This is a genomic window from Hymenobacter sp. UYAg731 (genome assembly GCF_054061335.1).
Genome location: NZ_JBSSEC010000002.1, coordinates 207,314 through 222,274, shown reverse-complemented (window position 1 = coordinate 222,274; position 14,961 = coordinate 207,314). Strand labels below are relative to the sequence as shown.

The 14,961-nt window shown below is 59.5% G+C and carries 15 protein-coding genes; 4 read left to right on the top strand and 11 right to left on the bottom strand.

Translation table 11 applies throughout. The annotated features are described in order from the left end of the window. Window positions 1-44: 44 nt before the first annotated feature. The 4 genes from ACVWYF_RS05520 to tcmP all read right to left on the bottom strand — a co-directional run bounded on the left by ACVWYF_RS05520 (window position 45) and on the right by tcmP (window position 3,746). Window positions 45-827 carry an amidohydrolase gene (locus tag ACVWYF_RS05520; RefSeq protein ID WP_457065453.1) on the bottom strand — a complete coding sequence of 261 codons (783 nt, stop codon included), beginning with the start codon at window positions 825-827 and terminating at the stop codon, window positions 45-47. 233 nt (window positions 828-1,060) lie between these two features. Beyond that, window positions 1,061-1,747 (bottom strand): hypothetical protein, encoded by a 687-nt coding sequence (locus ACVWYF_RS05515; RefSeq protein WP_457065451.1) that lies wholly within the window; start codon window positions 1,745-1,747, stop codon window positions 1,061-1,063. 437 nt (window positions 1,748-2,184) lie between these two features. Beyond that, entirely contained in the window at window positions 2,185-2,898 is a 714-nt protein-coding gene (locus tag ACVWYF_RS05510) for a DUF5131 family protein (RefSeq protein ID WP_457065449.1), read from the bottom strand. A gap of 2 nt (window positions 2,899-2,900) precedes the next feature. Further along, the gene (gene tcmP / locus ACVWYF_RS05505; protein ID WP_457065447.1) at window positions 2,901-3,746 is read right to left on the bottom strand and encodes a three-Cys-motif partner protein TcmP; all 846 of its coding nucleotides are present in this window, start codon (window positions 3,744-3,746) and stop codon (window positions 2,901-2,903) included. A gap of 270 nt (window positions 3,747-4,016) precedes the next feature. Between tcmP and ACVWYF_RS05500 the strand changes: the two genes are divergently transcribed. Further along, on the top strand, window positions 4,017-5,306 hold the full coding sequence (locus ACVWYF_RS05500) for an AAA family ATPase (RefSeq protein ID WP_457065445.1): 1,290 nt from the start codon (window positions 4,017-4,019) through the stop codon (window positions 5,304-5,306). After that, entirely contained in the window at window positions 5,296-5,898 is a 603-nt protein-coding gene (locus ACVWYF_RS05495) for a DUF4276 family protein (protein ID WP_457065443.1), read from the top strand. Before ACVWYF_RS05500 ends, ACVWYF_RS05495 begins: the two co-directional genes overlap by 11 nt. Window positions 5,899-5,908: 10 nt before the next feature. Here the strand turns inward: ACVWYF_RS05495 and ACVWYF_RS05490 are convergent, their stop codons facing one another. From ACVWYF_RS05490 to ACVWYF_RS05475, 4 genes are all read right to left on the bottom strand, one after another. Next, a complete protein-coding gene (locus tag ACVWYF_RS05490; protein ID WP_457065441.1) occupies window positions 5,909-6,664 on the bottom strand; it encodes an SDR family oxidoreductase in 756 nt (251 codons plus the stop codon). Between the two features lie 100 nt (window positions 6,665-6,764). Then, window positions 6,765-7,232, bottom strand: coding sequence for a DUF2721 domain-containing protein (locus ACVWYF_RS05485; RefSeq protein WP_457065439.1), 468 nt, complete (start codon window positions 7,230-7,232; stop codon window positions 6,765-6,767). Window positions 7,233-7,392: 160 nt separating this feature from the next. Beyond that, window positions 7,393-8,724 carry an NAD(P)/FAD-dependent oxidoreductase gene (locus ACVWYF_RS05480; RefSeq protein WP_457065437.1) on the bottom strand — a complete coding sequence of 444 codons (1,332 nt, stop codon included), beginning with the start codon at window positions 8,722-8,724 and terminating at the stop codon, window positions 7,393-7,395. 76 nt (window positions 8,725-8,800) lie between these two features. Continuing rightward, a complete protein-coding gene (locus ACVWYF_RS05475) occupies window positions 8,801-9,217 on the bottom strand; it encodes an META domain-containing protein (protein WP_457065436.1) in 417 nt (138 codons plus the stop codon). Window positions 9,218-9,449: 232 nt separating this feature from the next. Here ACVWYF_RS05475 and ACVWYF_RS05470 point away from each other — a divergent pair, with 232 nt between their 5' ends. Beyond that, window positions 9,450-9,896 (top strand): DUF2141 domain-containing protein, encoded by a 447-nt coding sequence (locus ACVWYF_RS05470; protein ID WP_457065434.1) that lies wholly within the window; start codon window positions 9,450-9,452, stop codon window positions 9,894-9,896. Window positions 9,897-10,118: 222 nt separating this feature from the next. Further along, the gene (locus tag ACVWYF_RS05465) at window positions 10,119-11,963 is read left to right on the top strand and encodes a T9SS type A sorting domain-containing protein (protein ID WP_457065432.1); all 1,845 of its coding nucleotides are present in this window, start codon (window positions 10,119-10,121) and stop codon (window positions 11,961-11,963) included. A 10-nt stretch (window positions 11,964-11,973) separates the two neighbouring features. Here ACVWYF_RS05465 and ACVWYF_RS05460 read toward each other — a convergent pair whose 3' ends face one another. The 3 genes from ACVWYF_RS05460 to proB form a co-directional block, all read right to left on the bottom strand. Next, window positions 11,974-12,459 carry a YdeI/OmpD-associated family protein gene (locus ACVWYF_RS05460; protein ID WP_457065430.1) on the bottom strand — a complete coding sequence of 162 codons (486 nt, stop codon included), beginning with the start codon at window positions 12,457-12,459 and terminating at the stop codon, window positions 11,974-11,976. 49 nt (window positions 12,460-12,508) lie between these two features. Next, complete coding sequence (locus ACVWYF_RS05455) at window positions 12,509-13,759, bottom strand: glutamate-5-semialdehyde dehydrogenase (protein ID WP_457065428.1); 1,251 nt, start codon at window positions 13,757-13,759, stop codon at window positions 12,509-12,511. An 84-nt stretch (window positions 13,760-13,843) separates the two neighbouring features. Continuing rightward, window positions 13,844-14,938 (bottom strand): glutamate 5-kinase, encoded by a 1,095-nt coding sequence (gene proB, locus ACVWYF_RS05450; protein WP_457065426.1) that lies wholly within the window; start codon window positions 14,936-14,938, stop codon window positions 13,844-13,846. Between the last annotated feature and the right edge of the window lie 23 nt (window positions 14,939-14,961).

Below are 14,961 nucleotides of genomic sequence, written 5' to 3'. Positions count from 1 at the left end.
GCGCACCCTGCGGGAAAGCTAAATAAGCATTTTGAACAAAGGCGCTACCCCAGCAGCTCAAACGCGTCCCCTTCATTCAACGCGGTGAACTTGGCGCGGAAATCATCCAGCTCGGCCCGGCTCAGCGTGTGAGTGAAAATGCCGTTCTGGTCGTGGGCTTCTACTAAATAACCGCCTTTGGCATCAAGCAGGGCCGAGTCGCCGGAGTAGGCGTGGCCCTGGCCGTCCTCGCCGATGCGGTTTACGCCCAGGGCGCAGGCTACGTTCTCGATGGCGCGGGCGCGGAGTAGCGTGCGCCAGGCGGTGCGGCGCACGGCGGGCCAGTTGGCCACGTACAGCAGCAGGTCGTAGGGCGCGGTGGGCTGGTTGCGGCTCCAGACTGGGAAGCGCAAGTCGTAGCACACCAGCGGGCAGATGCGCCAGCCGCGCCAGTCCTCCACCAGGCGCTCCTGGCCGGGGGTGTAGGTGTGCTGCTCGCCGGCCAGCGTAAAGAGGTGGCGCTTGTCGTAGCAACTCAGGGTGCCGTCGGGGCGCACCCAGAGCAGGCGGTTGTAGAAGTGGCCGTCTTCCTCGATGATGACGCTGCCGGTGATGACGGCATCGTGGTCGGCGGCGCGGCGGCGCATCCAGGCCACGGTTTCGCCCTGCATTGTTTCGGCCTGGGCGGCGGCCTCCATGCTGAAGCCGGTGGTGAACATCTCGGGCAGCACGATGATATCGGCCGGGATGGTTTGCTGGGCCAGAAACTGGTCGAAGGCGGCGCGGTTGGCGGCGGCATCGTGCCAGTGCAGCGCGGTCTGGATAAAGGAAACGGTGAGGTCGGACATGGGGGCGGAGGGCTTTTGCGGTCCGTAAGCTACGGCGCGGCGCAGTTGCGGGCGGGGAATAGGGAATAACAGCCCATCAAAAAAGGCCGTCATGCTGAGCGCAGCCGAAGCATCTCTACCGTGCAGGTAAACCATTCGATTGGATTACTACTGCGGTAGAGATGCTTCGGCTGCGCTCAGCATGACGGCCTTTGGGGTTCTGGTCCGGCTCTCGCCTTGGCCTGCAAACCCCGCTATGCCTTTGCTGACATCTTCTTTTTGCTGCGGCCGCCCGTGGCGTTGGGCTTGCGGGCCGACTGGTAGGCGGCGAAGAATTCGGAAGCCCGAGTTTCGTAGCGGGCCACCTGGCGGTCGATTTGGGTGACGAGCAGGGCCTGGGCTTCGCGGAAGTAGCGGTCCAGCTCCTTGGTGTCGGCGGCGGCTTCGGAGCGGGCGGCACGGGGGGCGGCCTGTTCGGTCTTGAACTGGGTGAGGGCGTCGCGCAGCTCGGTGAGGTCCAGGGCGGCGATGTCGAGGTCGATAAGGTCTTTGGCGTGCTCGGTGCCTTTGTCGAAGATGAGGCGGGCGAGGCGCACGAGGTCGGCGTCGGACTTGCGCTCCAGGGTGCGCTGGGTGTAGTCGACGGCGGCTTGCAGGGGCAGGTCTTCGTGGGCGGGGTCGGCGGCGAAGGCGAAAAGGGCGGCCCCGATGTTGTGGGCAGCGGCGGCCACGCGCAGGCGGGTTTTCTTCTTCACGGCGGTGAGGCCGCCCGACTCGGGCCGCTGGGCCTGGTGCTCGGGGTCGAGGATGTCGACTTCGGTCTGGAAGGTGGCCACGGCGGCCGTCAGGGCCTTGTTGGCGGCGTAGGTGGCGGCGTGGGCCTTCAGCACCAGCAGCGTGGTTTGGAACATGGCCAGTTTGGCCCGTTGCTTATCATTCATGCGGGTAATCGGTGAATGGTGAAAATGGAAAAAACAAGGAAAGAAACCGCCCGCCCAATGCCGGCCGGGCCGACAACAATGCCGGCCGCCGCCGCGAACGATGCTGCGGAGCCGACAAGCACCCCGGCCGGGCTGGCTACGATAGCAGCGGAGGTGACATGCATGGCGGCAGTGACGTCATGTCATGTTGCCGAGGTGGCGAGCATCATTGCCGTGACGTCATGTCATGTTGCCGGGTCGGTTAGCCTCCCCGCCGGGCTGGCAAGCACGGTAGCGGGGTCGGAGAGCACGACGGTCGGGGAATGGAGCATCCCGGTGGCAGCGGGTAGAATGGGGGTTAGGGGTGGGATTATGGTGGAGAAGGGTGTGGGAAGGTAGGGAGGATTCGGGAGAATGGAGTTACTTGAAAATGCCCCCTTGCTTACTGGCCTTACGCATCAGGCGTGAACAGGCATTTCACTATAAGTTTCACCTAACAGAAGGCGGCCGGTCAACTTCTTGTTTTTACCGCCCCATTGCTTAAAGAAAAAGGGTACGCCTTGCGCTCGGCACTGGTCCTTGATGTCCAATACCCAATCTTCCTGCATTACACGAATGTTTCCATTACCTGATTCGCCACCCACAATTACCCAATGGATGTTATTAAGGTTGAGGTTATGTAACGGACCGATTAGTGGCTCACAGGACAGGAATTTTGTCTTCGCACCTGTAGCTCTTAAAAACTCTATCCTATCGGTCACCTTTTCACTTTCAACCGATACGCCCATCCAGATATTATCTGTCCAGTGCAACTCAGGGCTATATTGGAATAGCAGTTCTGCACGCTTTGTCAAGACTTGGAATATATGTTTGGGATTGTCATTCATGACTTTGAAGACCTGCTTTACAAATGACAGCGGGACTTCAGGATGAAATAAGTCACTCATGGAATTGACAAAAACAACTTTGGGCTTTTTCCATGAATAAGGAATTGACAAAGCTTCAGGATGGGTTCTTACCTTGAATCCATCAGCGTATTTCGCTAGTCCCATTGCTTGTAGCCTGCGGGTCATTACCTCTGCGTAGCAGAACTTACAGCCAGCGGATACCTTAGTACAGCCTGTGGTGGGATTCCAAGTCATCTCAGTCCACTCAATGCTCGATTGTGCCATAATTATTTGCGATGAAGTTTATTGATGTCATTAGCTATTTTAAGCGCTATTGGGTTATTAGTACACATGAAAAAGTCGTACATAGTGAATCCAATAGAGTTTTTCAATACCAAAGACTCAGAGACATATTTAAATAGACTCTCTTCTTGTATTCGTTTTTTATACAGTTCAACAGCTCTTTCGACTGCCTTCTTTTCTTTGTATATGGTTAACTCCTCGCCGAAAAGTGTATTTGTTGTTTCGGTTCTATAGAAATAAGCCATAATGTCTTCTTCAGTCATGCCAGTAAATTCTATTAGTCTATTCATCCAAGTTGATTCAATTTTTCCATCTCTGCGAAGTAGTCGTCCTACGCCGATACCAGAGGGGAATAATAGCCACACATCAACATTTATTCCCTTTAGTGCTTGCACTGCTGCCCATTGAAGCTGCATTCCATACGGGTCAATAAATACAAGGCCTCGATAGTTTTTATTTTCTTTTTTATTTAAAAAATCTGCCAAATCAATTATTTTTTGATTACAATTATCTTGTGCTACAAACGCTTTTTTATTTGGGAATCGTTGGCTTATCAAATTTCGAAGGTGGTCGGCATTTTTCTTGTTCTTCTCAACAAAATAGTATATATCAAATTCTCTGGGTTCGTCAATGCTTAATACTTGTGTTGCGACTCCCTGAATTATTTCAAAATCGTCATTCTGACTTATACTACCTGACCCAGCGAATCCATCAAAGTAGAGCAGCTTGTAAAAGCGCTGGTTCTTCATGATTTGTAGAAAGGCTTTCACATACTTCATGAAGACAGTCATTTTGTCCTCGGTCCATTCTCCTCCAAACTTGTTATACATTTTACTAAAGTTACAATGATTTCCCAAACATACTAATATTTTTGGCATAATGATTATAGCTTATTCCCCCGCTACTCCAGCCGCGTCAGGTACTCGGTTTCTTCGGCCACATCGGCCAAGGCGAGGCGCGACTCGCGGATGAGCAGCACACTGGCGTAGGGCGAATGGGAGCGGGCGGGGCGTTTGCGCCATTCAGGGCGTTGGGGTGTCGTCGTGCTACGGGGCTACGGCCTTACTTTGCGGAAACCCCCGCTGCCAACCCGTTTGCTTATGCCTACCCGCGCCCAGGCTCCGGCCGTGCCCCGCCTCACATATCTGCGCATCAAAAACTACCGCGCCCTGCGCGACGTGGAGTTTCGTGACCTCACGCCGCTCACGGTGCTGATTGGGCCAAACGGCAGCGGCAAATCCACGGTGCTGGATGCGCTGGATTTTCTGGCGGAAGCGGTGCGGGGGAATCTGGTGGGGGCGTGGGAGAAGCGGAACCGGTTTCAGGGAATGCGGACGCGGGGGAGTGAGGGAAGTATAGAATTTGAATTAAAAATATCTTATCCTACAGACAACACATTTCTTCGCTACACTATTGAAATCACTGAGAAGGATGATAAACCTTTTGTTTTAGAGGAAAGCTTATGTGTGCCTTCTGAAAATGGCAGGTACCATCCGTTATATTTTGTTGAAGGCTCACCAGACGACCCAGAGGGTTATATGAGGTCTATTACCTTGTTTAAAAATAAACACTGGGATTCTCCTGATAATTACGATGACGCATTTGAAGGTCCTACCTCACGTGTTGAAGACAGGTTTTTTGCTTTAGAGAGCAATACATTTCTCCCATATCTAAAAGGCACAAAATCTACTATTAGAGAAGAGGTGTTATGGGTTTTTTCACTGCTTGATTCCTACCGCTACATCCACCTCACCGACGACCACCTAAAAGGCTATTCCGACGCCGGCCCGCGCGAAAAGCTCTCGCCCAACGGCGACAACCTGCCCAACGTCCTCTATTACCTGCACACCAGGCACCCGGAAACCCTCGCCAAAATCACGGCGCAAATGCGAAAATGGGTGCCGAGCTTAGCCGATGTGGTGCCGGAAATAACGTCGGATGAGCGAATCCTGCTGCGGTTCAGGGATGCCGAATTTGAGAAGCCGCTGCCGGCGCAGTATATGTCGGACGGCACCATGCGGCTGGCGGCGCTGCTCACGCTGCTGTACGAGCCCGATGCGGCGGGGCTACTGGGTATTGAGGAGCCGGAAAATGAGCTGCACCCGCGCCTGCTGCCCCGGTTGGCCGAAGAATTAGGCAAGGCCACGGAGAAGCGGCAGTTATTGGTCGCCACGCATTCGCCGTTTTTGCTCGATGGCCTGGAGCCGGAGCAGGTGTGGATTCTGCACCGGGGGGCCGACGGCTACACGCAGGCCACGCGCACGGCCGATATCCCGCATGTGAAGCAAATGGTAGAAGACGGCTCGCCCCTGGGCTACTTATGGACCAGCAATTTCTTCAGCGTTGGCGACCCTTTGGCACCCCAAAACCCGGCTTCCAATGCACGTTGAGTTTTTGCTGGAAGAGCCTTCGGCCGAAGCCGCGTTAAATCAGTTATTGCCCCGGTTGCTGCCAGCCGATACGTGGCGCTGTGTGCCGCACCGGGGAAAAGATGCGCTGCTAATGCGCCTGCCAGCGCTGCTGAAAACGTATGCCAGCCGAATGCCGCACGAACCCGATTTGCGGGTGGTTGTGCTGATGGATGCCGACGCCGACTGCCGAAAGGCGAAAGCAGAAATGGAAAAACTGGTGGCCGCCGCACACCTGCTCACCAAAACCACCGCACCGGCCAACGCGCCATTTCGCGTACTGACCCGGCTGGCAATTTCGGAGTTGGAAGCCTGGTTTTTGGGCGACCGCGAAGCCATTCAAGCGGCGTATCCACGGGTGCATTCCCACCATTTTAAAGGGCTGGACCGCGACCCCGACGCCATCACTGATACATGGGAAACCCTGCATCGGGTGTTGCAAAAAGGCGGGTATTACCTGACCAGCAAGTCCAAAATAGAATGGTCCGAAAACATTGCCCAGCACCTGATGCCCGCCCGAAACGAGTCGGTTAGCTTTCACTACTTCTGCGAAGGCCTGGCGGCGTTGCGCTAACGGTCGCCGCTCACAGCGTAATCATGCCGCCGTCGGCGATGAGCTCGGCCCCCAGCACGAAGGAGGAATCATCGGAGGCGAAGAACAGGGCGGCTTTGGCAATTTCCTCGGCTAGGCCGTAGCGGCCGATGGGAATGTGGGCGATGATGCCCGCGTCCATCTCGGCCAGCTGCGCCGGGCTGATGCCCAGCTTGGCGGCCGTGTGCAGGGGCGTGCGCACCGGGCCGGGACTGATGGCGTTGACGCGAATGCGGCGGGGCAGCAGCTCGGCCGACAGGTTTTTGGCCAGCGACAGCAGGGCGGCTTTGCTGGCCGCGTACACGGTAGCGCCTGGCTGGCCGATGTGGGCATTCACGGAGGCGTTGAGGATGATGCTGCCGCCGTCGCGGAGCAGCGGCAGCAGGGCCTGGAGCGTGAAGTAGGCCCCCTTGAAATTGGTGTTCATGGTGTCGTCGAACAGCTCCTCGGTCATTTCGGCCAACGGCGCAAACCGGGTCAGGCCAGCGTTAATGAACAGAATATCGACACCCTCGACGTGGGCCTGAATGAGGGCGGGGAGCTGGCGGATGTCGGCCAGGCTACCGGTGTCGGATACCACGCCGTAGGCGTTGGGGCCCAACTCGGCCACGGCCTGGTCGAGGGCGGCCTGGCTGCGGCCGGTGATGACTACGCGGGCACCCTCGGCCAAAAAGGCCTCAGCGGTGGCCCGGCCAATGCCGCTGTTGCCACCCGTGATGACGGCGACTTTGTTTTCAAGGCGTTTCATGGGCTAGTGGGATGAGGTTCGGGAGTGGTGTCAAATATATACATTCAACTTATGTAATACTTTCGACACCGGCAAGCATGCTGGCCCCCAATGCCCCTCGCTACTCCAGCCGCGTCAGATACGCCGTTTCTTCCGCCACATCGGCCAGGGCGAGGCGGGATTCGCGGATGAGCAGCCCGCTGGCTACGAGCAGCAGCCCGGCCCCCAGCACGCTGAGCACGGCCACCACCCAGGTGGCGGCGCTATGGGTGAGCTCGAACACGCCGATGCTGAGGATGCTGGCGATGAACACGCCCAGCGTGAGGTGCAGCACCGTCATGGCCTGCTGGAGCAGCCGCGCCCGCCGAATGGCAAACGACAATTGCAGCCGGAGGTGGGTGCGCTCGGCCGGCTCCGGGGCGGGTTGGTGGCGCTGGTGGTGATGCAGCAGCCGGGCCACTTCGCGCTGCCGCTCCACGCTACGGCTCAGGCGCTGCGAGGTGGTGAGGATAAGCGAGGCGCAGGCCGACACCAGCACCGCCGGCGCAAACATATCGGTGAGGATGCTGAGCGTACCGGCGAGGGGCATGGGGTGGAGAGGAGGTGGCGTTGAAGTTAAAAGAACGTCATGCAGAGCGCAGCGAAGCATCTTTACCTCAATAGTAAACTCATTCGATTGAATTACTTGCGCGATAAAGATGCTTCGCTGCGCTCTGCATGACGGGTGTACAAGCCGTTCTATTCAACCACTACACAATGGCCTTCTCCTCCATATCCTTCTCCACCAGCGGGGCCTTGGTTTTGCCGATGATGTAGCGCAGGCCCTTGTCCTGGGTGAAGTAATTCCAGCTCCAGCTCAGAAACACGGCCACGCGGTTGCGGAAGCTGACCAGCGACATGACGTGGATGAAGCTCCAGGCCAGCCAGGCAATGAAGCCGTCGAGGTGGTATTCGCGGCCGAAGAGCTTGATGTCGGCCACGGCGTGGTTGCGGCCGATGGTGGCCATCGCGCCCTTGTCGTGGTACACAAACGGCTCCATGAGCTGGTTGTTGAGCTGGCGTTTCAGGTTGCGGCCCAGGTGGTCGCCCTGCTGAATGGCGGGCTGTGCCACCATGGGGTGGCCCTCGGGGGTGGCCTCGGTTTTCATGATGGCGATGTCACCGATGGCAAACACGTTTTCGTAGCCGTGTACGCGGTTGTAGCCGTCCACCAGGTAGCGGTTGCCGGCCAGCAGGCAGTCGGCGCTGAGGCCGGCAATGGGCGCGCCGGTCACGCCCGCCGCCCATATCAGGGTGCGCGCAATGAGCTGCTGGCCGTTGTTCAGCGTTACGGTGTAGCCGTCGTAAGACTTCACCCGCGTATCGAGCCACACCTGCACGCCCAGCTTCTTCAGGTATTCCAGCGACTTGGCCGAGGCGTTGGCCGACATCCCTTTCAGCAGCACGGGCCCGCTCTGCACTACGTGGATATCCATTTCCTTGAAGTCGATTTCGCGGTAGTCCTTCGGGAAAACGTGGGTGCGCAGCTCGCTCAGTGCGCCCGCTATTTCCACGCCCGTGGGGCCGCCGCCCACAATCACGAAATCCAGCATACTGTTCAGTTGCTCATAGTCGCCGAGTTGTAGGGCCTGCTCGAAGTTGGAGAGCACCGTGTTGCGCAGCTCCAGGGCGTCTTCCACGCTCTTGATGGCGATAGAGTTTTTAGCCATCTCGGCATCGCCGAAGTAGTTGGGCTCAGCCCCGGTGGCCAGCACCAGAAAGTCGTAGCGGATGAGGCCGATACTAGTTTCCACCACCTGCGCCTCGGGGTCGACGCTGGTGACTTCGGCCAGCCGGAAGTAGAAATTCTCCTGCTGATTCAGAATTTTACGAAACGGCGACACGATGTCGCCCTCGTCCAGCCCGGCCGTGGCAACTTGGTACAGCAGCGGCTGAAACGCGTGGTAGTTCTGCTTGTCGATGAGCACCACCTGCACCGGTGCATCGGCCAGGGCCTTGGCCAGCTCCAGGCCGCCGAAGCCGCCGCCCACAATCACCACGCGCGGCTTGCCGAGGTCGTCAATTTTCGTTAACCCTTCCATGCGGTAAAGATGCGGGCCAGACGGTGGCCCACCATTGAGGCTGCTTACCTACTTTGCCGGCCGCAGGTTGCCCGGCTTACTGCGCCGTGCGCCGAAACAGCAGGCGCGGGGCTGGCGCGGTGGCATCATACAGCCGCAGTTCGTCGCCGCTGACTTCGTAGCGGGCCGTCAGGGCCAGGTTGTCGAGGTAGCGCGTTTCCAGGTCCTGCACGGGGCAGGTGGCGCGGGTCGCAATCTGGGGCGTGATGTGCAGCTCCTGTCCGCCGCCCGCCAGGCTATAGCGCCCGCTGAAATTATTGCACGGCCCCAGGCCCACGGTGCAGGTGCCCAGTTCTACAAATTCGAGGTAGGCCTTGCTGGTTTCGGCGTAGCTGGAAGCCACCACCGGCATGGCATCAATCTGCGTCAGCTGCCAGTGGCTTTGCAGCAGCGCGGAAGTCTGAGCCGGCAGCGCGGCCTCGTCTTTCTCGCAGCTGGCCAGCGCGAAAGTCATCAGCAAAGCCAGAGGGAAAAGGCGGCGGGTTGTCATCGGAACAGTAAGCAGGCGTGGGAACACAATAATAGCAGGAAAACGAATAAGTTGGGCAGTATTGCCGTACAGGGTAGCAGAACCTCGGCGAAGAGCCGATTTGACTGGGCGAAATCAGTTGTTATCGAACCCTTTGCGTAAGCAGGGGCGTTGGGTCCGTATTGTCTCCCATCCGTCACCCGTCAATAATTCGCTTATGAACGTGTTATCGCTTTGCTCGTTGTTGATTGGCAGCAGCTTTTTGGGGGCCGCCGTGCCCGCCCCGCCGCCCGCCGAAACCTCTTCGGTCACGGTGGTGGTTTCGTCGCTGGTATCCGGCACGGCCTACGTCCGGCTGTATTTCTACAACACCCGCGAAGGCTTCCTGAAAAGCGGCAAATGGGCGTTTTCCAAATCGGTGAAGCCCCAGAGCAAGGGTGGGTTCACGCTGCCGGTCGAGTTGCCCAAGGGCGAGTGGGCCGTGGCCATCACCCAGGACCTGAACAACAACGATAAAATCGACAAAAACTTCCTCGGCATTCCCACCGAACCCTATGCTTTCTCCAACAATGTGCGCCCCACCATGGCCGCGCCCGGTTTCGATGAATGCAAGTTCACGGTGGATGAGCCCGGCAAAGTGGTGAGCATCGTGCTGAAAGACTAGAAGCCGGGGCCGCTTGTGCGGCCAACCAAAAAGCTAAGCCGTCGCTGCATTTGCAGCGGCGGCTTTTTTTATGCCTTGTGGCGAAAGCCGGCCGAAGGCTGCATTTTCAATGACTACTAAATCAGGCAATGATTAAATTTAATATGAATGTTGTTACATTCAATAAAAATGATTTAGCTTTACTTTATAAATGCTTTTTTCCTACTATTTCTTTTTTGTGTTATGAAAAAATCATACGCTACTTTATTTGGTGTCAAAGGCCCTCTCGCGCACGCGCTGACGGTATTGGCTGGCACATTGATTTTTATGGTGGCCAGTGCCGAGGCTTCTCTGGCGCAGTGCTCCATCTGCACCATTTCTATCACCGGTGCCAATGCCAATGCCGACTACGTGCTGGTGGGAGGCGAGACGCTCACCATCACCACCGGGGTCAGCTACACGGGTCAGCTGACGGTGAGGGGCAACAATGTGACGATTATCAACAACGGCACCATCGCAGGTAGCGCCAGGCTGACCGTCAACACCGGCATTACCGGCACGCTGATAAACAACCTGGGCGCGGTGCCCTCGCAAAATATCACGCTGAATTCGCCCGTCATCATCAACAACGGGAGCCGCGACGGCGGCACCACGGTGGTAGCCGGCGCTAGCTGGACGGGCTACGTGGGCGAAGACTTCAAGGCTGCCATCACCGTTAATAACTATGCGTTGTGGACGGCCCAGATTCAGGGCCTGCCGGGGGGCACTATCGCCAACAAGCAGAACGCGACCTGGACCCCCGACCTCACCAATGCCGGCAACCTGACCGTGGTGAATGAAGGCCGCTGGAGCGGGCATCTGCAAACCAATGGCAAAGCGGCCACTTTCACCATTACCAATACTGGCACCGGCAACTGGTCAGAGGAGCCGACCTTTACCAGCACCGCGCCGATTACGGTTAATAACCAGGGCCAGTGGACCGCGCAGATAAATTACAGCGGCCCGCTTACCGTGAACCACACCAGCGGAACCTGGACGGCCATTATCTCCGGCTCGGGCTCGCTGGTGGTGAACAACAGTGCCATCTGGAACAAGGGGATTATTTACCCCACGCCCGGCCCCAATGCGTTCAACAACGCCACCGGGGCCATTGCCAACCTCGACAGCTACCTGCGAATGGACGCGACCATCACCATCACCAACAGCGGTGCCATGACGCTGACCCGCGGCATGAGCGACCTGAGCACCGGCTCGCTCCTCACCAACAATCGTGGAGCCACATTTCGGGTCACGGGCCAGTTTATCAACTACGGCCGCGTAGACAATAGCGGCATCATTGCGGTATCCGACAATTTCACGAACAACAGCAGCGGGGTGATTTCGGGGCCGGCCGCGCCGTTGCGGGGCAGCATTACGGCCGGTGGCTACACCCGCAACTATGGCATCTTCGGGGTTACGGGCCGCCTCGATTTCTGTGATACCGATACGCAGCCCAAAGCGGGATTCGATGTGCCGTCCGGCACCGTGGGGGCCAACACCACATTCTGCTCGCTCCGGCCGCTGCCCGTTGAGCTCACTTCGTTCACGGCCGACGCCGTGAAGGGAGCAGTGCAGCTGCGCTGGAACACGGCCACGGAGCACAACAGCGCCAAGTTTGTGGTAGAGCGTAGCGCCACCGGCGCAGAGTTTGCCGCCGTGCGCGATGTGGCGGCCCAGGGGAATTCGACCACCGCCACTACGTATGCGGCTACCGATGCCGCGCCCCTGGCCGGCCTGAGCTACTATCGCCTGCGGCAGGTGGACCTGGATGGCAGCGCCGAATACTCACCGGTCGTAACCGTGAGCCGCAAGGCCGGCTACGAGTCCATCGGCCTCTACCCCAACCCCGCCACCGACCGCCTCACCCTGGACCTGACCGCCGTGGCAGCCGCGCCCTGCGAGGTGCGCCTGTTCAGCCTGACGGGCCAGCTGCTGCGGCACGAAACCCTGGCGGGCGGGCAGCTCCAGGAGGTTTCCCTCACGGGCATTCCCGCCGGGCTGTACGTGCTGAAGGTGGGCAGCACGGTGCAGCGCATCGAGAAGCGCTAGTCGTCGCGGGCTAGTCACCCCGAAACGGGTGCAGCCCGCGCGCCAGCCGCTCCGTGAGCGTCACAGCGCGGCGGATACGGGTTTCGCGCTGTTTGGCCTCGGCCACCAGCCGGGCCATGGCGCGGCGGTGCGAACCGCTGTACTGGTTGAAGGCGGTTTCGGCCTCGGGCCAGGCGGCCAGGGCTTCGGCCAACTCGTCGGGCAGGTCCACATGGTCGGGGTTTGGGTCGGGCTCAATGCTGATTTCCAGCGCCTGACCCAGCTCGATGCCCACGGCGTAGCACACATCTTTGTTGAGCATCAGGTAGCGCCCGCCGCCTTCCAGCAACAGCAGGCCCAGCCGCAGCGCGTGCCCGCGAATGCCGACGATGACGCGCTTCGCCGCCTTGCCGCCAAGGGCTTCGAGCACCTCGGCCGGCACCACAATGGTTTGGGTGGGCATGAAGCTGGGGCCGCCCGGCTCCAGCACAGCGCGGAAATGAATGGGGAGTGTCATGGGAGAATTATTGACAGTCGTGCTGCGCTGCGCGCTACACGGCGTGCTGCTAAGTGGTTCGGACTTGCCCGGTACCGCGCACCAGCCACTTGTAGCTGGTTAGTTCCTCCAGCCCCATTGGCCCGCGGGCGTGCAGCTTCTGGGTGCTGATACCGATTTCGGCCCCCAACCCAAACTGCGCGCCATCGGTGAAGGCCGTGGAGGCGTTGGCGTACACGGCCGCCGCATCCACGGCATTGAGGAAGGTTTCGAGGTTGGTCGCATCTTCCGAGATAATGGCCTCGCTGTGTTTTGAGCCAAACCGGGCGATGTGCTCCAACGCCCCGGGCAGTGCGGCCACGGTTTTTACGGCCATTTTCAACGAGAGGAATTCGGTACCGAAATGCTCCGCCGTGGCGTGGGCCAGCAGCAGCGGCGGGTAGTGCCCGGCCAACGCGGCGTGGGCCGGCGCATCGGCAAAAAGCTGGACTTCGGCGGCGGCCAGTGGGGCCAGCAGTACCGGCAAATCGGCCAGCCGGCGGGCGTGGATGAGCAGGCAGTCCAGCGCGTTACACACGCTCACGCGGCGGGTTTTGGCGTTGGCGATGATGGCCGCGCCGCTGGCCAAATCGCCGGTTTCGTCGAAAAAAGTATGCACCACGCCGGCCCCGGTTTCGATGACGGGCACCCGGGCATTTTCCCGCACGTAACTGATGAGTGCTTGGCTGCCGCGCGGAATCACCACATCCACAAAGCCCACGGCCCGCAGCAGCGCCTCGGTGGCGGCGCGCTCGGGCGGCAGCAGCGTGGCCACGGCGGGCGGCAGGCCGTGGCGGGCCAGCACGGGCGCGGCCACGGCCAGCAGCGCGGCGTTGGAAAACGCGGCGTCGGAGCCGCCCTTCAGCAGGCAGGCATTGCCCGTTTTCAGGCACAGCGCCAGGCTGTCGATGGTGACGTTGGGCCGGGCTTCGTAAATAATTCCGATGAAGCCCAGCGGCACCCGCACCTTGCTCAGGTGCAGGCCAGTGGGCAGGGTTTTCTGGCTTATGGTTTCGCCCACCGGTGAGGGAAGGCCGGCCACGGTGCGCAGGTCGGTGGCAATGCCGGCCAAGCGCTGGGGCGTGAGGCGCAGGCGGTCGTGGCGCGGGTCGGTGGCGGGCATCAGGGCCAGGTCGCGGGCGTTTTCGGCCAGCAGAAAGCTGGTTTCGGCCACCAGCGTATCGGCCAGGTCGCGCAACAGGGCATCGGTGGCGGCGGGGGCAAAAGCGGCCAGCGTACGGCTGGCCTGCCGGGTGGCTTCAAATTGGAGGCTCAGGTCCACGGTGGGGGAGTTAAGAGTTAGGAGTTAACAGTTAAGAGTTGGGAGCTGTCGTTCTGGCAACTCATAACTCTTAACCGTTAACTCCTAACTCTGAATGTCAGGGTTCAAAAACAGATAATCGTAATGTACCAGAGGGCGTTGGTGCTGATGGCCCAGACGCTCCAGGGCCTTCTCCAGGCCGTATTCGGCAATGCCGAGGCCCAGCGAGTGGCCGGCTTCATCGGCAAGCTGCACAATATCGCCTTTTTGAAATTCTCCCTCGATGGCCAGAATGCCCACCGGCAGCAGGCTCACGGCTTTGCCGGGCGTGCTGAGGGCGGCGCGGGCACCGGCATTCACGCGCACGGTGGCCTTCACGGCGCTGTGGGCGTGGGCCAGCCACTTCTTTTTGCCCGAAGCCGTTTTGCTGGGCCGAAACCAGGTGCTGAGCGCCGTGCCGGCCAGCACGCCGGGCAGAATATCGGCCGTTTTGCCGTTGGCAATGTTCACGCTGATGCCCAGCTTGGCCACCTTGTGCGCCATGTGGCACTTGGTGAGCATGCCGCCCCGCCCGAACTGCGAGCGCTGCGCCGTAATAAACTGTTCAAAACCGGTATCGGTCGGCGCAATTTCCCGAATTAGCTTCGACTCCGGCAGGCGCGGGTCGCCGGTGAAAATGCCGTCCACGTTGCTAAGAATGATGAGCGCATCGGCATCGAGCTGGGCGGCAATGAGGCTGGCCAGCTCGTCGTTATCCGTGAACATGAGTTCCGTGACGGAAATCACATCGTTCTCATTCACAATGGGAATGACCTGCTGTTGCAATAGTTCCTGAAAGCAGTTGCGCATGTTCAGGTAGTGCTGGCGGTCGCGGAAATCCTCCTTCGTCACCAGCACCTGGGCGCAGAGCAGGCCGTGGGTGCCCAGCAGCTCGGCGTAGGTGCTCAGCAACTTCACCTGGCCCACGGCGGCCAACAGCTGGCGGCTGCGCACGGCATCGGCCTGGGCGGGCACGGTGATGAGGCTGCGCCCCGCCGCCACCGCGCCCGATGAAACGACGATGACTTCCAAGCCCTGGGCTTTCAGCGCCACAACCTGGTCCACGAGGTGGGCCATGCGGGCAAGGTCGGGTAGGCCGTTGTCCTGCGTGAGGACGTTAGAGCCGATTTTGACGACGAGGCGGCGATAGGGGAGGGACATGGGCGAAACAGCAAGAACCCTGC